The organism is Lactobacillus hominis DSM 23910 = CRBIP 24.179 (assembly GCF_000296835.1).
Lineage (GTDB): Bacteria > Bacillota > Bacilli > Lactobacillales > Lactobacillaceae > Lactobacillus > Lactobacillus hominis.
In genome coordinates, this window is the sequence record NZ_CAKE01000002.1 from 98,458 (window position 1) to 121,058 (window position 22,601).

Sequence of the window (22,601 nt, forward strand, 5' to 3'; positions counted from 1 at the left end):
TACTTAGTGCCAAAAGAGCAAAATTATACCACCAATTGTAAAAATTATACCTAATGTTAAAAACATTTTAGCTGTAGTTTTATCTGTTTTTGGAGCGTTTTTTGCTCTTGGTTTCGAATTAGAATTTGCTTTTGGCCATCTTTGATAGGCTAAATAAAAATCCCAGATTCCTACAATAATTACAATTAATATCGACCAAATAGTTATCTTCATAGCTTTACCTAATCAGTTTTTCCTACGACAATCATTTTTTCTTTTATACCACGTTTACATTCTGCCTGCAAAGTAATGTGATTGATACCCAAAGGTTCAAGTTTTTCTTGAACTTGAGTATAGATTTTTTCTAAATCACTAACTTTTAATGAAGTTGGCACATTAATATGCGCATCCAGCATCGTCATGCTATCTGAATACTTCCATAAATGAACATGGTGAACATTTTCAATTTCTGGCAAATCGAGCATTAATTGTTTTACTTTTTCTAAATTAATACTTGGGTTAGACTCCATTAAAACATTAGCTGCTTTTAAAGTAACTTGAATTGCCTCATATAAAATAAATACTGAAACTAAAATTGTTAAAACAGGGTCCAGCCAATCGCAATTAAAAGCGCGAATAATCAGCGCACCTACTACAACCACGATACTTGATAAAGCATCTGATAGCATATGGATAAAAGTAGATTTAACGTTCAGATTATGTTTTGAATCACGATGCATCATAATCATTGAAATTAAATTAGCAGCTAAACCAATCAAGGCTACGATTAACATCAAATTTCCTTTAATTGGCTCTGGCTTAGCAAAGCGCATACAAGCTTCGATAAACAAAAATACGCAAATCACAATTAAAATTATGCCATTGGTAAAGGCTGCCAAGGTTTCCGCACGCTCATATCCAAAAGTTTTATGTTTGTTTTTGTCTTTCTTACTAATTAAATGCGCGACAAAAGATAAAACAATTGCTCCGGTATCACCTAAATTATGAAGTGCATCTGAAAGTAATGCCAAAGAACCCGAAAAGATTCCACCTAAAATTTCGGCAATAGTAATTACAAAATTTAACAGAGTAACAATAATAAAATTAATCGAAGTTTTATCTACCATGGATTTATCTACTCCTTACCAATAGAATTTTAACATAGCATAAAAGAAAAATATCCCCGTTTTGGGAAACGAAGATATCTAAAAATTAATTAATTCATTATTTTTAATATTGTAATCCACAATTTCAAATTTACCATTATCGTGAAGAATTCCACGAGTCACGCTTCCATTTTCTGGGAAAGGAACAACGTGGGAACCATTAGCTTGATTCCAATATTTAATAGCCAAAGTTTTGATAAAATCTCCATGAGAAACAATTAATACTCGGCCCAAACCTTGAGCTTCTTGAGTTAACTGATCAATAGCCTGATCCATTCTTTCATCAAGTTCTTCACTATTTTCAGCTAGATGACGCGGATCGGCTTTTTTGGTAGCTTCTCTAAATTTAGCAATCCCTAATTGATTGATTATTTTATCGATATCTGTTTCCGGCTTAAGACCACCAGCAACGGCAACTTTTTTCCACGTTTCATCGATATCGTCACCTTCAAAAGAGCCAAAAAAGACTTCTCTAAATGCAGGCAGTTTCTTAATTTTGCCTAATTCAGAAACTTCATTCGCATCCTTCATTAAATGGACAGTATCAATAGCTCTTTTTAAGTCTGAGCTGTACATTCTATCAAAGTGGACTTGCGATAAGTTACGAGCAGTGACCTTTAAATCGTTAATCCCTTTGACTGTTAAGGGTGAATCCGACCAGCCCTGAACTTTGTTAAGTTGGTTAAACATTGTTTCTCCGTGTCTGACTAGATAAACTTCAGTTGGCATTCTCATCTTTCCTTTCTATTATTGTTTCACGCGATACATTTATTTATTATTTCAATAATACCAGATTATGCGATGAATGCAAGGCTTTTAAATTTAGCCCCTATATTTTGTGTTTCACAAAAGTTCAAACACAATATTCTTCAAACTATGAGAAAATATGCTTAGAGGTAAATTTATGAATTATCAAAATATCATCATCGTTCCAGAAGGATTATTTTTTAAAGAAAAGACTTCGCAAAAGAATTCTTTAAATAAGTTAGCTAAAGCAAAAAAACAAATTCTGAATATCAATTTATTTTCAAGTCTTTATGATCGTTATGTAGATATTGATCGCAAACAAGAAATTCAGTTGATGCTTACGGCTCTTTTTCCCGAAGATAAACTATTTAGCATTCAAGCTGATTACTTCACTTACCTAACTTCTCAACACCGCTTACTGAAGAATGTGGATAACACACTAAATGATTTAAAAGATAAGGTAAATATTTTCATTGCTAGCATATATCCACAAGCAGTAATTAGTAAAAGACTTGAGCAAGCAAAAATTAATTATCCACTTGTGGCAAATCCTACAGATGATTTTACATCTATGTCAAAAATAATCACTCAAATTATTAGTCAACATAATTTGGACAAAAATGAGACCTTGCTTATCGGCACAAGCTTAGGCGACGAAATTCAAGCCGCAAATGATCTTGAGCTTCCTTCGCTTTGGGTAAGTACAAATCGTAAAGTACCAATTACTCCACATCCTAATTTGCATGTGAAAAAATTTGAAGATATCGCATTTTACTTTATGGGCTAAAATTGCGTTAAAATTAAAGGGAAAGATTTACAGAAACACGAGGTAGATTAAATATGACAAAAGTTGCTGTAGTTTTTGCTGACGGCTGCGAAGAAGTCGAAGGCTTAAGTGTTGTTGATGTTTTAAGACGTTTAAACATTGGATGCGATATGGTAGGACTTGATAAGCTAAAAATTAATGGCGATCACAAGATTATCTTGTCCTGCGATAAAGTGGTTAATGATAGCTTACTTGATTATGATCTTGTAGCTTTTCCAGGAGGCAGAACTGGTGCCATTAATTTGCGCGACAATAAAAAACTTGCTCAATTGATGATTGAACGTCACAAACAAGGTAAATGGGATGCAGCAATGTGCGCAGCACCAATCGCATTAGGTCGCTATGAAGTCTTAAAAGATACTGATTTCACTTGCTATCCAGGTTTTGAAAAAGAAATTTTAGAAGACTGTCCTTCTGCAAACTTTAAAACTGATATTACTGTAACTGATAATGAACACAAAGTTATCACTAGTCGTGGTCCGGCAACCGCTTGGGCTTATGCTTATGCGATCGCAGAAGCTTTAGGCGTTGATACTACTGCTTTAAAGCAAGGCATGCTTTATGATTATCTTGCCAAAAATATTGACGAAAGTTTATAGATAAAATAAAAAAGACCCCCAAGTGTTTTGTAACTTAACACTTGGGGCTTTTATTTACAGATTTAATGCATGTAGCTTTGAAATCTGATAACCATTTCTCAAAAAATGTTCTAATTCTTCGGGTTCACGGCCAGTTAATTTTCTAAAATCATTAGTAACTTGGTCTAATTCTCCTAATCTAGCGGCTTGATATAAAGAAGCTTCTAATTTATCGTGAGGATTTTTTTCAATGAATTTGGCTGACGATAGCGGATTATATCCAATACTTTTTTCTGTTGCACGTGTCATTAAATATGCTAATTCAACCATGTTATAATTTTGCTCCATAGTAAGGACGTATTTTTCTCCGTGACCATGCATCATTTTTAACATGCAGCAAGCAGCAATAGCATGCGCGCTGTCATTTTGAGTAATAAAAGATACTGATTGATCCTTAACTGGATAACTAATTTCTTTATCCTTAATTATTTGCGATAAAGCCGGTATTAAAGGATCAGCAAATAAACTGTTCTTAATCACAGTATATTTTATGTCAGAACCCGCTAACCTACGCAAAGCATACCCATAAAAAGGAGATAAAAGATAGGGATTTGCTTCTTGATCCGCAAAAAAACTCACAAATATTAAGGTTGCTTGAATTTGCTGGACATTTTCTAAAATACGCTCGAAATGTGCAATACTTGTAGATAAATCTTCTTGTTTGGGGATATAAACTATCACATTAGTCTGATCCATTGCTTTTTTTATTGAATCATTAGCTTCATAATCCACAAGAACCGTATCAATTTTTAACTTTTTAAAGAAATCTCTTTTACCTGAATCAGATATTCCAACTCTAATATTACCAACTTCTGTCATTTGCATTAACCATTGTGCAACTTTTTCTCCAAGAGTCTCATCTGCATTCATTATCAAGTATTTCATATCTTATCCTATCTCTCCTGCTTTTTCTTACTATTGTATTATAAAACATTTAGAATCAGATAGAAATTTTAAGTAGTTTTAACTTATCAGACTTATACACAAAAAGCATCCCAATAGGGATGCTTTTTGAAATATAACGTAATATAAATATTAACGCTTTGAGAACTTGGGGTTAATAAAACTAGAACATTAATCAATAATTAAGGAGTAATATCCTCCTTTATCCTTACAAATTAGCTTTAATTTCGATAAAGTATGGATAAATTAGTAACATTATTCATTAAAAAGGATATCTTTTTTCCCATTTTTGACCAATAATGACCATTTGGTCGATTACCTTACTAAGTTTCATCTAATCGGATGAAACTTTTTTTATTCTTCAATTTCTAACTTTGGTAACTGATTAATCAAATCAACAGTTTGAACTGAAACATTAATAATACTTAGCAATAAATTAAAAATATATTTTGGATCATCACTAAAATCATTTGGATCATCTGTAATACCAGATTTTTTATCTGTCTTAACTTGATATTGATCCATAATCCATTCAATTGCTGAACGTCCATTCACAATATATTGATAAGCTTTTTCAGGAATGTTTTCAATTGTAATTGAATCATTAAAAATTATAGTAGATTTATCTTTTTCAAGTTTACCTTCAGAACTTCTCTTTTTAGCAAACTTCATTTTCTTAACTTTATAGTCAGGAATTCCTTGATACTTAATGTTAACTTTCTCATAAGCTGGTACTTCTTCATAATTTAAATGAAGGTTAATGAGTTCCCCCCCAATTTTTACAAAAGACTCTTTATTAGTTACATTTGGAATATGAGGCAAACTTTTGGCAAGATCTTCATAATATTTCTCTTCATATTCTTTAGAATGTAATAATCCATACACATAATTTAATACATCTCTTTCCGAAAGATCAGCAAATTTTTCTTTTAATATTTTGATATTCACACCTGAGTAACTACCCATATTATCATAGAGATGTTTTGGAAAATTTTGAGAACCGCCAGAGAATAAATTTACGTCTGGCAATATATTAAGTGCCAGAGAAGTTAAAGGCTTACCTTCAGTCTTATTAGAAAGACTTATTAATAAATTTTTAGAAGTACTATCAGGAAATAATTTGGTCAACTGATACTGCCGGTCTACCATATCTTTTTGATAATATACCCATTTTTTAACAAATGGTCTGTACATTCCTTTATATATTCTTTTTTTATCAAAACTTATTTTTTGATATTTCTCGAATTTTTGCTTCAATGTACGTGTCCAAGAAATTTCCTGTGAAGATATATCATAAGTAGTTCTATCACCTAAATTATCATTATAATAATTTATTGATTTTTTAACGTTTTCCTCTACATTATCCTTTGAAAATCCCCATGACCATGCATCACGCCCTGTTTTTAAGCCGCCAGAATAATTCGTGAATAAAGCATTATTTTCTTTTTTATTACCAAGTGACGTTAACAAATCAAAATTACTATTTCGTTGATTTATCCAATCCCCCTTCTCATTTGGTTCAATAACTTTTAAATGTTGTCGATTAAATAAAGTTTCTATACTTTCCCATTCTTTCAATTTATCTAATTTATCTTTTTTAGATAATCCATCTCCAATATTTTTGTAGTATAACTTATGCGGTGCAAAATCTGTATTATCCTTTATAAGCAACACAATGGCTACTCCAGTCATAATATCAAAGATATTTCCTCCTTCTTTGATTGCTTGCGCACGAGTTCTACGTCTTATTTGTCCTTTTAAATCTATGATAACAATTGTATTAAATTCTTCATAAAGAGCTTTCCTCATTCCGTCCATGGCATTTCCATCTAAGTAAGATGAATTGGTTATAAAACCAATAATTCCCTTTGATTCTAGTCTATCCGCCGACCAGCGGAGAGCCTTAATATAGGTATCACTTAACCCATTCTTATTTGTAACTGAAGATGTATCAGTCCACTTTTTCTTTAATGACTTTTCAAGAATTGGATAATCCATTCTCTTTATATTATTGTCTTCATTACTTTGTTTTGCCGAATAAGGTGGATTAGAAATAATAGCAGTAATTGGAACTTCTTGTTGCTTATTTAATCTTTCATTATTTGTACCAAACATATCATCATCTAAAGTATCTTCTCGTTCAGTACTTTCAAATGTATCAGTCAAAACAATACCTTCAAAAGGTTTATAACCTTCATCAGGCCCATTAATTTCATCAAAAACTGCTTCTATATTAATGGCCGCAATATAGTAACTTAATAAGATGATCTCATTTGCATGTAATTCATGCATATACTTTCTTAAAATATCATCATAAGTTATCTTGCCTTCATCCATTTGTTGTTTCAAGTAATACAAGGTTCTAGTTATGAAAGTACCTGTTCCAGTAAATGGATCTAAGATATGCACATTTTCACTAGCCAAAGACTTGTTAAAGTACTTCTTTAACGCCCAATCTACAGAATGAACAATAAAATCAACAACCTCTACTGGAGTAAAGACAATACCCATTGATTCCGTTACTTTTGAAAAGGCTGTTTTAAAGAAATTATTATAAAGTTGAATAATAAATTTCTGCTTTCCTTGAATATTATCAATTCCACTAGCTCGCAGTTTAACAGATTCATAAAATGGCTTAAGTGATTCTTGCTCTTTCTTAAAACCAAATACATTAAAAGCAGATACAATATCATTCATAGATTTTGAAATTGCATTGTTACGTACAAAATCGTATTCACCAAATAGAGCATCAAAGATTGGTTCAGTAATTAAATGTTGTGCCAACATTTGAACTGCTTGTTCTTGATCAACGGAATCATTAATATTGAATCTCAATGACTTCAAGAACTTATCGAAAGCAATTTTTGCTCCTTGATTACTTTCAATCAAATCATTAATTCTTCTCTGATACATTTGGGCAATTTCAGCCACATCTTTTGACCAATCTTCCAGATAACGGCGATCTCCAACTTTTTGAACTACCTTACCATAAAATGCATTTTGCATTTCTTTCCAATCAAGCGGAAGTTCAAGTTGTTCAGATTGTTCTTCTTCCGTATTATCTTCTGTTACCGGAGAATCTGGACTTGAATCTATTCCAATAAAATTAATTCTTCCTGATTTCTTCTTATTCAAATCAAGTGTATTAACTTCTGCATCAAAACGTTCATCTGTCGAGCGCAAGGCATTTAGCACCTGCCACACTTGTTTATATTGCTTGTTATTATCTAAAACAGTGTTTGGATTTACTCCTTTAGCTACAACTATTGGAAGAATAATATAACCATAATCTTTATTTTCAGCTTTACGCATAATTCTTCCTACTGCTTGCACAATATCTACTTGTGACTTTTTAGGACTAAAGAAAATAATCCCATCTAAATTAGGTACATCAATACCTTCAGTTAAGAAACGGACATTAGATAATATTCTAGCTTGGTTATTCTCAATATTTTTATCACCTAACCAGCTAATTTCAGTTTCTTTTTCCATGGCATTGAAACTACCATCAGCATGGTGCACATCTACCTTAAAACTTTCAGTTGATTGAGTATCTAAGTATTCATTAACCACTTGATTAAATTCATTCGCAATAGTTTTTGAATGTTTAATTGTGTCAGTAAATGCAATAGCTCTCTTCAATGGTGCACCAGTAATTTCACCTGTTACTCCATTACGCTTAACCATCGCATTCCAAACACCAATAATTTTTCCAATATCATCTACTTTTAGGTCATTATCTGCTGATAATAATCTCTGCATATCTTTATTAATATAAGATTCATCTACAGCAAGAACTGAAACTTTATAATCAGTTAGATAGCCTTGTGCAACTGCATCCCCAAAACCTAATCTAAAAATTTCTTCGCCATAGATATCTTTATCATCCATAGAAGCAACTACAATACTATTTTCTTTAGCTTTTTTCTTGGATGATTGGTCATAAATCTTAGGTGTGGCAGTTTGATAAAGTCTTAATTTTCCTTTGACATGATTATTAGAATGAATCTCAGTAAAGGGACTATCTCCCTCTTTTTCAGCATAAGAAGAAGCCGTTCTATGAGCTTCATCTGCAACAATTAAATCAAATTCTGGAAAACCATTTTTTTGGGCCTCCTTAATAACATCAATTGACTGATACGTACTAAAGACAACCGTCATATTATTAGGAAGTTTATGTTCCTGAATTAATTTATAATGATTAACTAAATCTTCTACATTAGTAGTTGGTTCAAAACCAATATCAATTGCACCTAAATCATCATCATTAGTACTTTTTTTCTTATTAGCTTTTCTATCAGATACTACGGATAATGATGTCATATGAATATCTTCGCTAACATCATCATTCCAATTGAATAAAGTTTGAGATAGAAGTTGAATACTTGGTACTAAATAAAGAACTTTAAAATCTTTTTTCTTTTGCTTACGCATCTCTGCTTCAGCAATTTTAAGACTAGTAAAAGTTTTACCAGTACCGGGAGCCATTATTAATTTTCCTCGATCACGATCTTCAAAGTAATTAACTGCATTGTTAATCGCTTTTTCTTGATATGGTCTTAATTTTTTTGGCTTCTTAACAGAAAGATTTTTATTTTCTTTTGCAAAAGAAAACTTTTCCCAATCAAAGTTAGCATGCTTTAGTTGATTTAAGCCAATACGAGTAAAAGGTTTAGTTGTATTTTCTAAAGTAGCCTGTGCATTCTTATTCCATTCATCAATAGTTGATACTACCATGCCTGCCGAATAAGCATCTTTTGCAGTTTCGGCAACAAATGAATCTATTTCAGATTTTCCAATCTTCCCCTTATAAAATTTGGCCTGAACAGCAGTTAAATTTCCATTATAATCCTTAGCTACAATGTCAACTCCAGTATCCTTTTTAGAAATATGATATTCTTCTGGCACTTCATTAAGCATCCAAACATCTTCATATTTTTGTTTATAAGTAGGCTCATTTTTTAGGTAAGCAACAACCATTTTTTCAAAAGCTGTTCCCCGATCACGTTGCTTATCTAAATTATCATTAACCTGTTCAATTAACTCTTCAAATGTGGCCATGATTTTCTCCTCGTTAAATTGATTCTTAATAATCCCATTATACCGAACCCTAATTAATTGAAGTAATATTTCTCAAAATATTATCAAGCAGTATTAACGTTACTTTTTCTTCAATTTTAGTCACAGAGGTATTCAAAGGTAATTGTTTTAATTCATTTTCAAAATCAACTTTTTTAAGACAACCAATTAAATAATTTTCGACTTCATTTTTCCAATCACTTTTTTTCCTATTATTATGCTTCAACAAAATAAAATAAGAAATCGTAGCTACATAATTCTCTAAATTCTTATTGCGAGAATTGAAACTATTAATTAACAGATCTGCCAAATGGATACCTTGTTCCTCATTTGGCTTTTTTAAGTTTTTCAAAGTCTCAGAAACAAATTTTTCAAAATATGAATAAAATTGGTTATTCGACTTAAAGACTATTTTAAATAGATCATAACCATTGATTTCTTCAACTTCTTTTTTTCGTTTACTACCATCTCTTTTCAACCAAAGGAACAATAATAACTTATTTACTGTTGGGTCCTTAGTCAATCGACTGTATCTTATACAACCGTTAAGCATATCTTCACTCAAATGAACTTCATCAATGTTAAATTGTTGAATCAACGACCATAACTTTTTTTCTAATCTAGTTACAGAGCCCTCCTCTGTAGCTATTTTTTTCACTAATTTTGACCGCAATTATAACTATGAGCATGCTCTTGCCTCTCTTTCTTTTTATCTATGAATTCATATTTTCAATGATAAAAGAAATAAAACTTAAGCAGGCGATAGCTCAAACTTGAGAAAATTTAGGCAATTTTTTTGATTCGCATAATTAAAAAAGTACTCAAAAAAGCCTATGAATTAAAGCCTTTGAGTACTTTTTCAAAATAGTCTAAAAATATCTAATATTGTGCCATTAATTTATTTTGATTAAATTTTACAAAATACCCTCACCAAATAAGATAGATATTTACTTCAATATTGTTACTTAAAGCAAAGGGGAGTAACTTGTAAATCTTTTATCTTAACATATATCATTTCAAAAATATTATTTGCTAAAATACCATAAATTCTGCTCATTTTGTTGGTAAATTCTTGTAAATTATTTTCATCTTTTTACCGACTTTTTTAAGTAATAAAACTCTAGAATAAATTCCAGAGTTAAGTTATTAGCTTAGCTCGTCATAATAAAAAAGAAAGGAGCTTTTCAAAATATTATGAAAAGACGAAATTTAAAAGCTGGTTATACCAAGGAGACAGCAGAAGCATATTTAAATCTCGAAGCACCTATCGTACTTTTAAGTACATCAGTCGAGGTTCAACATGTGTGGTCTGACGGTCATAGAACGGATGAAATCAGTGGTTATCAGGCATGGTTCGCTCAGGAAGGGGCAGGTCCATTTAAAGTTAAGTTTGTAAACAAACCAATCCTTCCAGCTTATTTAAGCACAGTGAAGTTTGAAAAATTAGAGGCATGCGAAGTGCGAAATAATGTTTATTTTAGAGCTTCAAAATTGAAAGGATAGACTATGGATTTTTCAAGTTTAGAAAAATATCTACTTCAATGTTTAAATATGTCTCTTGATGCAGATAGTTCTGAGACAAGTTATACTAATAGTTTTACGGTTAAAATTGAAGAAAAAGGGTTCAAGTGGATACCAAGAATGCCAACCACTTTATTGATTAACGCTGATTTATATCAGAAAATCTATGAGATTGCTAATATTGCCCTTTATCCTGAATACACACTTTTAAAAGAAAATAGTGCATATGTTGTTCCCGAAAATTTAGAGGATATTCATATTGAACGAGCTTTATTTTTTCCATGGAAAAAAGGTATTCCTCAGAGAATCAAATTTAAAAATCTATTAGAAAATATTTCTAATACGAATAATCAAGACATAATTCCTTTGATGAAAAATTTAATTCTTGACTACAACAAGGTTACTAGTATGGCTATAGCTGGTAATAGTGGCAGTGGAAAAAGTTATTTTCTGACTTATCTATTAACTTTGCTTAACTCTTTTTCCGATTTAATCATCGTTGATCCTAAGATGGACAGTCCTGCTCGTTGGGCAAGAGAATTTGAAGTAAAGGCACTCTTTCCTCTCAGTAATAGGTCTAAATCAGATTTTATCTCGCAAATAAACGATGAGCTATCCCTAGCTTTAAACATTATCTATCAGCGTCAACGTCAACTTTATGCTAACCCCCATCTTACTTTTAAAAATTACACGATTGTTATTGATGAGGTTCTAGCATTGACAGAAGGAGTTAATAAATCAATAAAGGGAGCATTTTATGCCCTCCTAACTCAAATCGCATTAATGGGACGTGCAACCAATGTTCATTTGATTTTAGTAAGTCAAAGGTTTGATCATAATACTATTCCAGTCTCTGTTAGAGAACAATTAAACGTATTAATACAGTTAGGCAATATAAATGCAAAAACGACTCAATTTCTGTTTCCAGATTTTGAACCTAGTGGAATTGTAATTCCCCCTGGCAAAGGTACAGGATTAATTCAAATTATTGATGACATCCATCCTTATCAAGTTCAGCCATTTCTTGCCCCAACGTACAATTTAGAAGGAGTAACTATATGAATAATTACTCTAAAATCTATAACACAATTTTTCTCACTTTATCTTCTGGTATAAGCATTATTGGCATAGCTATTTTAAGTTTAATAATAGCTTCACTTTTAAATACACCCATTCTAAATATTTTATTTAGTGGAATTATATTGGCTTTAGAGAGCCTTAGTTTAAATTGCTTAACAACTGTAATTTTTATCCTTTTAATTGGAACTGTTATTGTAATATATCTAGAATCTACAGCTCAACATTTTTTCACATTTGAAGATTTTAAACTTACTTTCAAGATGAGACACTTTATTAAATACGGTCACTTTATATATCGCCGGTGGTTGTGCAAATCATACGTAAAAATTACAGACTCTAAAATTCAAGCATTTATCAAAACACCATTTGATCAAAATGAGCTTCAAAGCCTTAAAAATACGATTCCTTTGCTTTTTGAAGAAATAACTACCAGTCATCCTGAATACACATACTCCGGTTTTGCTAGAGAAAAAGGCTATTACATACTTAAAGGATCAAAAATATAAAAATAAAGGCGTGCTTTTGCATTAAGCAAAGAAGCAACGCCTTTATTAATAAGCATTTGATGGGCTTGTTATTCTCAAATGCACAACTGTGCAAGTGTGCAGAAAGGTTTAAATTATGAAAAAAAGATTTCGTCAATTTATGTACACTCAAGATTTGGATCATCTACCGTTCAATATAAAGAGTCTTCAATCTCTCATTAAGACAGAACCACTAGAAGAATGGGCCTATATCATTCATGACAAAGATAAAAATGAGGATAATACACCAATTCGAAAACATCTACATTTAGTTCTTAAATACAAAAATCCTCAAACTTTACATCATATAAGTAATTTACTAACTGATAAGGATCAATACTTTGAGATTTGGAATGGCCGCATTAATAATGCCTACAGTTACCTTATCCATGCAACCAATGAAGCTAGAGAAAAATACCAATATTCTCCTTCAGAAGTAACCGCCTCTTTTAATTTTGAAAAAAGAATTTCCAAAATTAAAGATAGTATCTCAAACTCTAACAATAAAGTTCAAACTTATATTCAACGATATGCCGAAGAAGAGATATCTTACAAGCAACTAATAGATCAAATTGGTCTTATCAATATCGCAAAAAATAAACGTTTAATAGATACAATTCAAAATCTATTAATTTCAAAACATCATCAAGAATGGCTCCATAATTTTGAAGGTAAAAAAATGATATGTCTATGGTTATGGGGTGACGCTGGTGTTGGAAAAACAACTTATGCTAAAAAATTGTTAAGTCAAGAAAATTATATAGTTCTAGGTAGTAGCAATGATTACTTTCAAAACTACACTGATGAGTCTTTTGCGATAATTAATGATTTGCGTCCTGAAGATTGGAAATATGCTGACTTATTAAGACTGCTTGATCCATATGAACATAATAAAATGGCACCCAGCCGATATCATGATAAGGAATTGAATTTGGAAATGATTATTATCACAACTCCCTATTCTCCCCAATCTTTCTACCACAATTCTCGAATTTTTAATCCAAAAATAGATTCTTTTGAACAACTTAAACGTAGAATATTTCCAATTCACATTACTCCTGAATTCATTAGGAAGGAAAAAAGCTATGGGTATTTTGCTAACTAGAGAAGCAGCAGCTAAATATATTGGAATAGATGTTAAAACATTCGATAAAGTTTTTAGAAGTGATCAAGATTTTAAACGAATAAAAATCGGAGATCATAGCGAGCGTTTTACTAAAAATTCTATCAATGAATTTATTAATCTTAAAGAAAAAAATCTCAAGCAAATTTGAGTCCCGGTTGATTATCTGCTACTTTAATTATTAGTAAGGTAATCGACCTTTTTTGAGAAAGGACGATTTTAATATGGCAAGTATTGAAAAACGTGGTTCTTCGTATAGAGCACGTATTTCTATTTATTCACATGGAAAGGCAGGTTACATTTCCAAAACATTTAAGACCAAAAGAGAAGCAAAGATTTGGGCTACTACCCTTGAACTACAAAAAGCACAAGGTAAAAATATTGCTACTCAAAATACTTTATTCAAAGACTTTTATTATCTTTACGTTTACACAATTAAAGTAAAAGATGTGAGAGTTGCTACTTTTGATAACTATGTTAAAGCAGGAAAAGTTATTGAAAAATTGTTTCCAAAATCCAAACTTGGTCAATTAGATGATACTCAAATGCAAGCAGTTTTAGATAAATACGGAGAAACTCATTCTAAAAAAACAGTCACAGAATTATTAAAGAAAATTCGAACTGCCTTGCGTTATGCATATACCAAAGGTTATATTTATCATGATTTTGCTAGTTTACTTAAAGCTCATGGTAAAGAACTTCCTAAAAGAAACAGGGCATTAAGTATTTCAAATTTAACAAAATTAAAGCATTACTTATTAAATCATACCGATAAGGAATTTAATGTAATGTTACTTTTAGAAATTAGTACTGGAATACGAAGAGGAGAAATGTTGGGAATTAAACCAGAAGATGTTCATTTCGATGGTGAATATTACTGTGTTGAAATTAAACGATCAATTAGCCCCACTAATTCTGATACTGCTTTAAAGACAAAACATTCTAGACGAAGTATTACTATTCCGAAAAATATTTACGATCTTTTAAAGCAATTATCTCCTAAGGAAAATGGCTATCTTTTTGATAACTTTAATTATCACCATTCAGAAATGCTAAAAAAACTACTTAAAAATATTGGTATTCCTCCAACCACATTTCATGGATTACGTGATACTCACGCTTCTTTTTTATTTAGTAATAATCTTCCATTATCCTACGTTAGTCGAAGATTAGGACATGATTCCATTATTACAACTGAAAAATATTATTTGGAATTAATGCCAGAAAAAAAGCACTCGCAAGATGCGAATGCTTTAAATCTATTAGATGATCTATAGGATTTAACCCAACTATGACCATCCAATATAATACAAACGTTGATATAACAATATTTCGAAATTGAAATATTAACGCTTTGAGAATTGTGAAGCTTTGCGGGCTTTCTTCAAACCTGGCTTCTTTCTTTCCTTCATTCTTGGGTCACGAGTTAACATGCCAGCCTTCTTTAATGGGCTACGGAAATCAGGATCTACTTCAAGTAAAGCACGTGCAATACCTAAACGAATTGCACCAGCTTGACCTGAGAAACCACCACCGTTAACGTTAACTAAGATGTCGTATTGACCTTCAGTTTCAGTTAATGCTAATGGTTGCTTTAAGTCTTGTACTAAGTTTGGATAAGGAATGTACTTAGTAACATCTTCTTTATTAACAGTAATTTTACCGTTACCTGGTACTAAACGTACGCGCGCAACAGAATCCTTGCGGCGACCAGTTCCAGCGTAAGCTGCTTGTTGTGCCATTGATTAAAACCTCCTAGATTAATTCGTTAATGTCTAACTTTTCAGGCTTTTGTGCTGCATGTTCGTGATCTTCACCAGCATAAACATGTAACTTCATGAATTCTTGGTGACCAAGAGTATTCTTTGGTAACATGCCCTTAACAGACAATTCAACCAATCTTACTGGGTTCTCAGCTAATAATTCACCTGCTGGAGTAGCTCTTAAACCACCACGGTAATCTGAGTGGTGGTAGTAAATCTTGTCAGTTGCCTTTTTACCAGTCAACTTCAACTTACCAGCATTTACAACAATAACGTTGTCACCAGTATCTACATTTGGTGTATATTGAGGTTTATTCTTACCTCTTAAAATTGATGCTACAGCAGTTGATAATCTACCAAGTGCAACATCAGTTGCATCGATAACATACCACTTACGCTTAATATCACTAGTTTTTGCTAATGGGGTAGTACGCAATTTGAATTCCTCCGTTTTCTTGTGTTTGACAAACAATAAGTTTCCGGGGCCTATCGTGGACAAACATACGTATATTAATTTACGTCGTTTTTGCCCAAATGTCAATGTTTTTTCTTATCTAACCGATATTTTTCAGGAACTTCATCATAAAAAACATGATATAAATATAATCCACTTGCAGGTGCCGTAGTTCTTACTTCTTGCCGATCTTTAGCTGCAATAACTCTTTGTAAATCATGAACTGGACGTTTTCCGTTTCCGATTTCAAGGAGCGCCCCAACCATAATGCGCACCATATTATACAAAAACCCATTTCCGATAAAGTCAAACACGATCTCTTTATCTTCTGGCTTAGACTCAATATTCACATAATAAATTGTACGTACTTTATCGATTATTTGTCCGCCACTTGCTGCGAAACTTGTAAAATCATGCTCACCTAATAAGTCTTGGGCTGCAATCTTCATTTTTTCAATTTCTACAGGATAAGGATAGTGCCCTGTGTAAAATCTCTTAAAAGGATCAGTAAAATGGTGCTGATCAACAATATATCTATACCACTTACCTTTAGTTGAATATTGGACATGGAAATCTTTATCAACAATTTCACTCTCTGTAAACAAAATATCTCTTGGCATCAGAGAATTAAGTGCCATCATCATATTTTTAGCAGGTATTTTACCCGGATAATCAAAGTGAATAACCTGCCCTTTAGCATGCACTCCAGCGTCAGTTCTGCCTGATCCATGCACTACAACTCTTTGCCCTTTTGTCATTTTTAGTAGAGCTTTTTCTATCTCACCTTGTACAGTTCGTTGATTAGGTTGAATTTGAAACCCATGAAATAAATGACCATCATAAGTCATTTTCATCTTATATCTTGTCATCATCGAATAATTCTAATGCTTTCTTAAAACTAATAAAAGAGCCGTTAACAGAGTAAAAAAGGCTAAATTAATCCAATCATACTTACTCCATGTTAAAACTCGATAGCGACTCCTTTTTTCGCCCTCTCGATAGCCTCTAGATTCCATTGCAACAGCTAAATCAATAGCAATTGTCAATGAATTAATAAACAATGGAATTAAAATTGGAATTATTGCTTTCGCTCTTTTAATCAATCCACCATCATTAAAATCTGCTCCACGCGCTCTTTGAGCGTTCATTATTTTGACAGTTTCATCCATCAAAGTAGGCACAAAACGTAAAGCAATCGACATTACTAAGGCAATTTGTCCGATAGGGACTTTTAAATACTTTAATGGCGTAAGTATCCATTCCATACCTTCAGAAATTTCCAATGGGGTCGTGGTCAACGTCAATACAGTTGACATTAAAATGATCATTACGAATCGAATAAATATATAAATTGAATTTTCAATTCCATAATGACTAATCGTAAAAATCCCCCAATGCCAATAAATTTTCCCTCCAGTAGTGAAAAATAATTGTAAAACTGAAGTGAAAAGAATTAGCCAAATTAAAGGACGTACACCTTCCCAAAAAGTTTTTATCTTTAACCTCGTAGCAAAGACAGCAGCAAAAGTGAACAAAGTAATCATCAGGTAAGTAAACCAATTATTTGCTAGAAATATCAAGAAAATAAAGAAAAAGGCTCCAATGATCTTTCCTCTGGGATCCATTTTATAAACGATCGAGTTACCAGGAATATAACGTCCAATTATTATCTTACTCATTATATTCCTCCATTTTTTCACTAATACTTTTTGCAAGCTGCTTAATTGTTAAAGGTATATCTCGCAAATCAAAGCCATGAGCATTTAACCGATTAGCAAATTTCATTGCATGCGGCTGCCCCAAGTAGTGCTTAGATAACCATTTTGCGTCTTTAAACAAATCCTTTGGACTAACATGCCTAATTAATTCAGCATCTTGAAGCACTAAAGCATCATCTGCATAAGTAGCTACATCATCCATTTCATGTGTAATCAAAATCACTGTATGTCCTGCTTTTTGATATTCCTTAAAAATATCCATTATTTCTCGACGACCTACTGGATCTAGACCTGCGGCTGGTTCATCTAAACATAAAATTTCTGGCTCGTATGCTAAAACTCCTGCAATTGCTACACGTCGCATTTGCCCTCCTGATAAATCAAACGGTGATTTATCATAAAGTTCTTCTTGAATTCCTAGCTTTTTTAACCACTTTTTAGCCTTTTCAGTGGCAGTTTTTCTATTTATTCCAAAATTTAATGGTCCAAACATTACATCTTTAAGTACCGTTTCTGCAAATAATTGATTCTCAGAAAATTGGAAAACTATTCCCACTTTTCTTCTTAACTGTTTAAGATTTTTATTTGTAGTTTTACTGTCTATCGAATAACCTTCTATTTTTATTTCACCTGAAGTTGGTTTTAAAAGCGCATCAAAATGCTGAAGCAAGGTGGATTTACCACTCCCAGTATGGCCAATTACAGCAACAAAATCTCCATCATTTAATTCAAAAGTTATATCTTTTAAACCTTGATGTTGGAAAGGAGTTCCCTCACTGTATATGTAATTTACATGTTCGAATTTAATTGACACAAATACTCCACCATCTTTTCTTCATTTGAAACACTATCAGGTATTTTGATACCGTATACTGCTAATTCTTTTTTTAATTCATAAACAAAAGGAAGACCAAGCCCCGCCTTTTCAATCATGGAAATATTTGAAAATATCTCTTGAGGCGTTCCTTGCGCCACCTTTTTTCCACTGTCAAGCACCAAGATTTGATCAGAATGTAAAGTTTCTTGAATATTATGAGTAATAGATAACACTGTCATATCATTTTTTTGTTGCAAATCTCTAATTAAGCTTAAAATACTGGTCCTACCTTCAGGATCTAACATACTTGTTGATTCATCCAAAATAATAATTTTAGGTCTAATTGCAATAATACCCGCGATAGCAACTCTTTGCTTTTGTCCGCCTGATAGCATTTGAGGCTCTGCATTTTTATAATTTTGCATGCCGACGGCTTGCAAAGCTGAATTAACACGTTTTATCATTTCTGTACGCGAAATATTTCTATTTTCTAAACCAAATGCCACATCGTCTTGTACATTAGTTCCTACAAATTGATTTTCAGGATTTTGAAACACAATACCAATCATGTCTCTAATTTTCCATAAATTAGTTGAGTTAAGTATGAGTCCATCAATAGTAATTTTGCTATTTTTTTCTTCATCTGCTCTTAGCAAGCCATTTAATAAACGCGATAAGGTTGATTTGCCACTACCATTATGGCCAATAATCGAGACCCATTCATTTTCTTTAACCGAAAACGAAATATTTTCCAATGCTGGCTGCTTGGCATCTTTGTAAGTATATGTTAGATTTTCAACTTCAATTATTTTCTTTTGCATGACAGAGTTTCTTCTTTCAATATTTATAAATATTGTACTAAAAAAAGAGCAAAAAAAAAATCATCCACGAAGAGGGATGCATATAACATCTAAGCTAGACTGGGCTAAAGCCACCATCATTGCGCTTATTCTCGCTTTCGTGAAAGATTTATAAAATTCAATATTTAAACAAAAATAGTAATTAAACTAATTCGATAATGACCATTGGTGCAGCATCACCTTTACGAGGATTTGCCATCTTGTACATTCTAGTGTAACCACCATTACGGTCTTTGTAACGAGGTGCGATATCGCTAAACAATTTTTGTAAAGCAGACTTTACAACAACTGCATCGTTTTCTTCATGAATATCTGCAATTTCGTTACGAACAAAAGCAGCAGCTTTTCTTCTAGCGCTTAAGTCGCCACGCTTACCAAGAGTAATCATCTTTTCAGTAGTTTTACGTACTTCTTTAGCACGAGTTTCAGTAGTAACAATACGTTCATTCATGATTAATTGGGTAGTCAATTCTCTAAGCATAGCTTTTCTATGAGCACTGTCACGACCTAATTTACGGTATGCCATTTTTTTCCCTCCTTATGCTCTATAACTTAATCTTCTTGACGAAGTGAAAGACCAAGTTCTGCAAGTTTATTCTTTACTTCTTCTAATGATTTACGTCCTAAATTACGTACACGCATCATATCTGCTTCAGACTTATCAGTTAATTCTTGAACGGTATTAATTCCTGCTCTCTTCAAGCAGTTGTATGAACGAACAGAAAGATCTAACTCCTCTATAGTCATCTCAAGTTTCTTTTCATTCTTATTGTCTTCTTTTTCTACCATTACATCATCTAACTGAGCATCCATATCAGTAGACATAAATACCTTAAAGTGTTCTTCAAGGATCTTTGCAGCGAAACTAAGGGCATCATTAGGTGTGATTGAACTGTTGGTCCAAATTTCCAAAGTTAATTTATCATAATCGTCTCTCTTACCTACACGTGCATTTTCAACTTGATAGTTTACTTTTTTAATAGGTGAAAAGAGTGAGTCGACTGGAATTACCCCAATTGGCATTTCGTCAGTCTTATTTTCACTTGCAGGAACATAGCCACGACCATTTTTAATCGCAACGTTCATATGCAAATGACCACCATCAGCAATAGTACAAATATATTGATCAGGATTTAAGACTTCCACATCAGAATCTACTTTCAAATCGGCAGCAGTAACTACAGCTGGTCCAGTTACATCTATTTCTGCAATTTTTTCTTCATCTGAGAGTGACTTTAATTCTAGTTTCTTCAAATTAAGAATAATTTTAGTGACGTCTTCTCTAACGCCAGGAACTGTAGAAAATTCGTGTAACACACCATCAATTTGAATGTAAGAAAGTGCTGTTCCTGGAATAGAAGTTAATAAAACACGACGGAGTGAGTTACCTAAAGTAGTCCCAAAACCGCGTTCCAGTGGTTCAACAACAAACTTACCGTAAGATTCTTCTTGGTCAACAACGGTAACATTTGGTTTTTCAAATTCAATCATTACTGGGCCCCTTTCAAAACGTAATGTCCTGCATGCAGGAATAAACTAGACACGACGACGTTTTGGTGGTCTGGAACCGTTGTGCGGAACTGGAGTAACGTCACGAATAGCAGTTATTTCAAGACCAGTAGCTTGAAGTGCTCTAATAGCAGCTTCACGACCTGCACCTGGTCCCTTAACTGAAACTTCAACATGCTTCATGCCTTGATCCATTGCAGCTTTTGCAGCAGCTTCTGCTGACATTTGTGCGGCAAATGGGGTAGACTTACGACTACCTTTAAAGCCCAAAGCACCAGCGGATGACCAAGCAACTGCGTTACCTTGTACATCAGTAATCATGACTAAGGTATTATTGAACGTAGAATGAATATGTGCTACGCCGCTTTCGACATGCTTCTTTACACGGCGCTTACGTGCTGTTTTCTTTGCAGCCATTAACTTAACCTCCTATTTTACTTTTTCTTTGAACCTTTACGAGTTCTTGCATTGTTTTTGGTATTTTGTCCACGGACTGGTAATCCACGACGGTGACGCATACCACGGTATGAACCGATTTCAACTAAACGCTTGATGTTAAGGCTAACTTCACGACGTAAGTCACCTTCAACACGATACTTATCAACTTCGCTACGAAGTTTTTCTTGATCTTCTGGAGTTAAGTCATTAGTCCGTACGTCTTCTGATACACCAGCATCTTTACAGATCTTCTTTGCAGTTGGTTCACCAATACCATAAATGTAAGTTAAAGCTACAACAACTCTCTTATCTCTTGGTAAGTCAACACCAGCAATACGTGCCATTAATTGCACCTCCTATTTTTAACTAATTTTATTAACCTTGACGTTGTTTGTGTTTAGGGTTTGCAGAGCAAATTACCATAACACGACCATGTCTTTTGATAATCTTACAATGTTCACACATTGGTTTAACAGATGGTCTAACTTTCATCTTTGCCTCCGTAATTACTTAATAAAACGATACGTAATCCTACCCTTAGTCAAATCATATGGAGACAACTCTACTGTTACTCTATCTCCTGGCAAGATACGAATGTAGTGCATTCTAATCTTTCCAGAAACATGAGCTAAAATTGTAGCTCCATTTTCTAATTCGACTTTAAACATAGCATTAGGTAAAGTATCAACTACCTTACCTTCTACTTCAATGACATCTTCTTTTGCCAAAATAGTTCCTCCAATGAGAAATAAGTCACACTTAGGAATTATAACACGGACTGATAAAAATACAATTCTTAAATTAGTCTTTACTTAAAATCTTATCAACATCAGCAAAAACTTGTTCAGGAGATTGCTCTCCATTTACTACTGAAAGAATACCTTTCTTTTCGTAATAATCACGAAGAGGGGCATTCATCTTTTTGTTGACCTCTAATCTATTTTTAACAACTTCAGGCTTGTCATCTTCACGTTGGAAGAAGTCATGTCCTCCACAACGATCACATGTGCCTTCAACCTTAGTTGGATTAGAAATTTTGTTGTAAGTTGCTCCACAATCTTTACAAATGTATCTTGCTGATAAACGCTTGATCAAAACGTCTTCATCAACATCGATAGCAATAACATTAGTTAAAGGTTTATCTAAACGTTTAGTAATACCATCTAATAATTCCGCTTGAACCGTCGTTCTTGGAAATCCATCTAAAATAAAACCTTTATCAGTATCAGATTGTTTCAATCTTTCTTCAACTAATTTAGCTGTAACTTCGTCCGGAACTAAATTTCCCTGATCAATATAGCTCTTAGCTTCCAAGCCAACAGGAGTTTTGTTAGCCATTGCTTCTCTAAACATATCCCCTGTCGAAATGTGCGCAATTTTATATTTATCAACAATACGTTCTGAAACAGTCCCCTTACCTGCACCGGGTAAACCTAAAAGAATTAAATTAATCATT

General features: G+C 32.8%; 27 protein-coding genes. 8 read left to right on the plus strand and 19 right to left on the minus strand.

The genetic code is table 11. The annotated features are described in order from the left end of the window. Positions 1-3: 3 nt before the first annotated feature. The 3 genes from BN55_RS10075 to BN55_RS01625 form a co-directional block, all read right to left on the minus strand. Positions 4-213: a hypothetical protein gene (locus BN55_RS10075; protein ID WP_008469861.1), complete on the minus strand. Its 210-nt coding sequence runs from the start codon at positions 211-213 to the stop codon at positions 4-6. Positions 214-221: 8 nt separating this feature from the next. Beyond that, entirely contained in the window at positions 222-1,106 is an 885-nt protein-coding gene (locus BN55_RS01620; protein ID WP_008469863.1) for a cation diffusion facilitator family transporter, read from the minus strand. Between the two features lie 78 nt (positions 1,107-1,184). Beyond that, positions 1,185-1,874 (minus strand): histidine phosphatase family protein, encoded by a 690-nt coding sequence (locus BN55_RS01625; protein ID WP_008469865.1) that lies wholly within the window; start codon positions 1,872-1,874, stop codon positions 1,185-1,187. Positions 1,875-2,049: 175 nt separating this feature from the next. Between BN55_RS01625 and BN55_RS01630 the strand changes: the two genes are divergently transcribed. Together BN55_RS01630 and BN55_RS01635 are read left to right on the plus strand one after the other, a co-directional pair. Beyond that, positions 2,050-2,679: an HAD hydrolase-like protein gene (locus tag BN55_RS01630; protein ID WP_008469867.1), complete on the plus strand. Its 630-nt coding sequence runs from the start codon at positions 2,050-2,052 to the stop codon at positions 2,677-2,679. Between the two features lie 53 nt (positions 2,680-2,732). After that, positions 2,733-3,317, plus strand: a complete 585-nt coding sequence (locus tag BN55_RS01635) for a DJ-1 family glyoxalase III (RefSeq protein WP_008469868.1) — start codon at positions 2,733-2,735, stop codon at positions 3,315-3,317. A gap of 54 nt (positions 3,318-3,371) precedes the next feature. Here the strand turns inward: BN55_RS01635 and BN55_RS01640 are convergent, their stop codons facing one another. The 3 genes from BN55_RS01640 to BN55_RS01650 all read right to left on the minus strand — a co-directional run bounded on the left by BN55_RS01640 (position 3,372) and on the right by BN55_RS01650 (position 9,996). Continuing rightward, positions 3,372-4,241 (minus strand): Rossmann-fold NAD(P)-binding domain-containing protein, encoded by an 870-nt coding sequence (locus BN55_RS01640; protein ID WP_008469869.1) that lies wholly within the window; start codon positions 4,239-4,241, stop codon positions 3,372-3,374. Positions 4,242-4,613: 372 nt separating this feature from the next. Beyond that, on the minus strand, positions 4,614-9,320 hold the full coding sequence (locus BN55_RS01645) for a type ISP restriction/modification enzyme (protein ID WP_008469870.1): 4,707 nt from the start codon (positions 9,318-9,320) through the stop codon (positions 4,614-4,616). A 49-nt stretch (positions 9,321-9,369) separates the two neighbouring features. Continuing rightward, a complete protein-coding gene (locus BN55_RS01650) occupies positions 9,370-9,996 on the minus strand; it encodes a hypothetical protein (RefSeq protein ID WP_008469872.1) in 627 nt (208 codons plus the stop codon). A gap of 536 nt (positions 9,997-10,532) precedes the next feature. Here BN55_RS01650 and BN55_RS01655 point away from each other — a divergent pair. The 6 genes from BN55_RS01655 to BN55_RS01680 all read left to right on the plus strand — a co-directional run bounded on the left by BN55_RS01655 (position 10,533) and on the right by BN55_RS01680 (position 14,863). Beyond that, positions 10,533-10,841: a hypothetical protein gene (locus BN55_RS01655; RefSeq protein WP_008469874.1), complete on the plus strand. Its 309-nt coding sequence runs from the start codon at positions 10,533-10,535 to the stop codon at positions 10,839-10,841. A gap of 3 nt (positions 10,842-10,844) precedes the next feature. Further along, positions 10,845-11,921 (plus strand): cell division protein FtsK, encoded by a 1,077-nt coding sequence (locus tag BN55_RS01660; protein WP_008469876.1) that lies wholly within the window; start codon positions 10,845-10,847, stop codon positions 11,919-11,921. Then, entirely contained in the window at positions 11,918-12,445 is a 528-nt protein-coding gene (locus BN55_RS01665) for a hypothetical protein (protein ID WP_008469877.1), read from the plus strand. Before BN55_RS01660 ends, BN55_RS01665 begins: the two co-directional genes overlap by 4 nt. Positions 12,446-12,560: 115 nt before the next feature. Further along, positions 12,561-13,568 (plus strand): Rep family protein, encoded by a 1,008-nt coding sequence (locus tag BN55_RS01670; RefSeq protein WP_008469878.1) that lies wholly within the window; start codon positions 12,561-12,563, stop codon positions 13,566-13,568. Beyond that, positions 13,549-13,737 (plus strand): hypothetical protein, encoded by a 189-nt coding sequence (locus BN55_RS01675; protein ID WP_040469115.1) that lies wholly within the window; start codon positions 13,549-13,551, stop codon positions 13,735-13,737. The genes BN55_RS01670 and BN55_RS01675 overlap by 20 nt, the downstream gene beginning before the upstream one ends. 73 nt (positions 13,738-13,810) lie before the next feature. Beyond that, positions 13,811-14,863, plus strand: coding sequence for a tyrosine-type recombinase/integrase (locus BN55_RS01680; RefSeq protein WP_008469880.1), 1,053 nt, complete (start codon positions 13,811-13,813; stop codon positions 14,861-14,863). 69 nt (positions 14,864-14,932) lie between these two features. Here the strand turns inward: BN55_RS01680 and rpsI are convergent, their stop codons facing one another. The 13 genes from rpsI to BN55_RS01745 form a co-directional block, all read right to left on the minus strand. After that, positions 14,933-15,328, minus strand: coding sequence for a 30S ribosomal protein S9 (gene rpsI, locus BN55_RS01685; RefSeq protein ID WP_008469881.1), 396 nt, complete (start codon positions 15,326-15,328; stop codon positions 14,933-14,935). Between the two features lie 13 nt (positions 15,329-15,341). After that, the gene (gene rplM, locus BN55_RS01690; RefSeq protein ID WP_008469882.1) at positions 15,342-15,785 is read right to left on the minus strand and encodes a 50S ribosomal protein L13; all 444 of its coding nucleotides are present in this window, start codon (positions 15,783-15,785) and stop codon (positions 15,342-15,344) included. 101 nt (positions 15,786-15,886) lie between these two features. After that, on the minus strand, positions 15,887-16,675 hold the full coding sequence (gene truA, locus BN55_RS01695; RefSeq protein WP_008469884.1) for a tRNA pseudouridine(38-40) synthase TruA: 789 nt from the start codon (positions 16,673-16,675) through the stop codon (positions 15,887-15,889). A 9-nt stretch (positions 16,676-16,684) separates the two neighbouring features. Further along, positions 16,685-17,482, minus strand: a complete 798-nt coding sequence (locus BN55_RS01700; RefSeq protein ID WP_008469886.1) for an energy-coupling factor transporter transmembrane component T family protein — start codon at positions 17,480-17,482, stop codon at positions 16,685-16,687. Further along, positions 17,475-18,335 (minus strand): energy-coupling factor transporter ATPase, encoded by an 861-nt coding sequence (locus BN55_RS01705; protein WP_008469888.1) that lies wholly within the window; start codon positions 18,333-18,335, stop codon positions 17,475-17,477. Before BN55_RS01705 ends, BN55_RS01700 begins: the two co-directional genes overlap by 8 nt. Further along, positions 18,311-19,159, minus strand: coding sequence for an energy-coupling factor transporter ATPase (locus BN55_RS01710; protein WP_008469889.1), 849 nt, complete (start codon positions 19,157-19,159; stop codon positions 18,311-18,313). The genes BN55_RS01705 and BN55_RS01710 overlap by 25 nt, the downstream gene beginning before the upstream one ends. Positions 19,160-19,340: 181 nt before the next feature. Further along, positions 19,341-19,724 carry a 50S ribosomal protein L17 gene (gene rplQ, locus BN55_RS01715; RefSeq protein ID WP_008469890.1) on the minus strand — a complete coding sequence of 128 codons (384 nt, stop codon included), beginning with the start codon at positions 19,722-19,724 and terminating at the stop codon, positions 19,341-19,343. Between the two features lie 26 nt (positions 19,725-19,750). Continuing rightward, positions 19,751-20,689, minus strand: coding sequence for a DNA-directed RNA polymerase subunit alpha (locus tag BN55_RS01720; RefSeq protein ID WP_008469891.1), 939 nt, complete (start codon positions 20,687-20,689; stop codon positions 19,751-19,753). 45 nt (positions 20,690-20,734) lie between these two features. Beyond that, the gene (rpsK, locus tag BN55_RS01725) at positions 20,735-21,124 is read right to left on the minus strand and encodes a 30S ribosomal protein S11 (protein WP_008469892.1); all 390 of its coding nucleotides are present in this window, start codon (positions 21,122-21,124) and stop codon (positions 20,735-20,737) included. Between the two features lie 17 nt (positions 21,125-21,141). Beyond that, positions 21,142-21,489 carry a 30S ribosomal protein S13 gene (rpsM, locus tag BN55_RS01730; RefSeq protein WP_008469894.1) on the minus strand — a complete coding sequence of 116 codons (348 nt, stop codon included), beginning with the start codon at positions 21,487-21,489 and terminating at the stop codon, positions 21,142-21,144. Between the two features lie 31 nt (positions 21,490-21,520). Next, positions 21,521-21,637, minus strand: coding sequence for a 50S ribosomal protein L36 (gene rpmJ / locus BN55_RS01735; RefSeq protein ID WP_003647815.1), 117 nt, complete (start codon positions 21,635-21,637; stop codon positions 21,521-21,523). A gap of 14 nt (positions 21,638-21,651) precedes the next feature. Beyond that, positions 21,652-21,873 carry a translation initiation factor IF-1 gene (infA, locus tag BN55_RS01740; protein ID WP_003647816.1) on the minus strand — a complete coding sequence of 74 codons (222 nt, stop codon included), beginning with the start codon at positions 21,871-21,873 and terminating at the stop codon, positions 21,652-21,654. A gap of 73 nt (positions 21,874-21,946) precedes the next feature. Continuing rightward, positions 21,947-22,600: an adenylate kinase gene (locus tag BN55_RS01745; RefSeq protein ID WP_008469901.1), complete on the minus strand. Its 654-nt coding sequence runs from the start codon at positions 22,598-22,600 to the stop codon at positions 21,947-21,949. Position 22,601: the final 1 nt, after the last annotated feature.

Coding starts and splice junctions, on each gene's coding strand:
- rpsI (WP_008469881.1), bottom strand. CDS start 15,328: ATGGCACAACAAGCAGCTTACGCTGGAACTGGTCGCCGCAAGGATTCT.
- rpmJ (WP_003647815.1), bottom strand. CDS start 21,637: ATGAAAGTTAGACCATCTGTTAAACCAATGTGTGAACATTGTAAGATT.
- BN55_RS10075 (WP_008469861.1), bottom strand. CDS start 213: ATGAAGATAACTATTTGGTCGATATTAATTGTAATTATTGTAGGAATC.
- BN55_RS01720 (WP_008469891.1), bottom strand. CDS start 20,689: ATGATTGAATTTGAAAAACCAAATGTTACCGTTGTTGACCAAGAAGAA.
- BN55_RS01700 (WP_008469886.1), bottom strand. CDS start 17,482: ATGAGTAAGATAATAATTGGACGTTATATTCCTGGTAACTCGATCGTT.
- truA (WP_008469884.1), bottom strand. CDS start 16,675: ATGATGACAAGATATAAGATGAAAATGACTTATGATGGTCATTTATTT.
- rplQ (WP_008469890.1), bottom strand. CDS start 19,724: ATGGCATACCGTAAATTAGGTCGTGACAGTGCTCATAGAAAAGCTATG.
- BN55_RS01630 (WP_008469867.1), top strand. CDS start 2,050: ATGAATTATCAAAATATCATCATCGTTCCAGAAGGATTATTTTTTAAA.
- BN55_RS01625 (WP_008469865.1), bottom strand. CDS start 1,874: ATGCCAACTGAAGTTTATCTAGTCAGACACGGAGAAACAATGTTTAAC.
- rpsK (WP_008469892.1), bottom strand. CDS start 21,124: ATGGCTGCAAAGAAAACAGCACGTAAGCGCCGTGTAAAGAAGCATGTC.
- BN55_RS01620 (WP_008469863.1), bottom strand. CDS start 1,106: ATGGTAGATAAAACTTCGATTAATTTTATTATTGTTACTCTGTTAAAT.
- BN55_RS01710 (WP_008469889.1), bottom strand. CDS start 19,159: ATGCAAAAGAAAATAATTGAAGTTGAAAATCTAACATATACTTACAAA.
- BN55_RS01665 (WP_008469877.1), top strand. CDS start 11,918: ATGAATAATTACTCTAAAATCTATAACACAATTTTTCTCACTTTATCT.
- BN55_RS01680 (WP_008469880.1), top strand. CDS start 13,811: ATGGCAAGTATTGAAAAACGTGGTTCTTCGTATAGAGCACGTATTTCT.
- BN55_RS01655 (WP_008469874.1), top strand. CDS start 10,533: ATGAAAAGACGAAATTTAAAAGCTGGTTATACCAAGGAGACAGCAGAA.
- BN55_RS01645 (WP_008469870.1), bottom strand. CDS start 9,320: ATGGCCACATTTGAAGAGTTAATTGAACAGGTTAATGATAATTTAGAT.
- BN55_RS01670 (WP_008469878.1), top strand. CDS start 12,561: ATGAAAAAAAGATTTCGTCAATTTATGTACACTCAAGATTTGGATCAT.
- BN55_RS01635 (WP_008469868.1), top strand. CDS start 2,733: ATGACAAAAGTTGCTGTAGTTTTTGCTGACGGCTGCGAAGAAGTCGAA.
- rpsM (WP_008469894.1), bottom strand. CDS start 21,489: ATGGCACGTATTGCTGGTGTTGACTTACCAAGAGATAAGAGAGTTGTT.
- BN55_RS01660 (WP_008469876.1), top strand. CDS start 10,845: ATGGATTTTTCAAGTTTAGAAAAATATCTACTTCAATGTTTAAATATG.
- BN55_RS01640 (WP_008469869.1), bottom strand. CDS start 4,241: ATGAAATACTTGATAATGAATGCAGATGAGACTCTTGGAGAAAAAGTT.
- BN55_RS01745 (WP_008469901.1), bottom strand. CDS start 22,600: ATGATTAATTTAATTCTTTTAGGTTTACCCGGTGCAGGTAAGGGGACT.
- BN55_RS01675 (WP_040469115.1), top strand. CDS start 13,549: ATGGGTATTTTGCTAACTAGAGAAGCAGCAGCTAAATATATTGGAATA.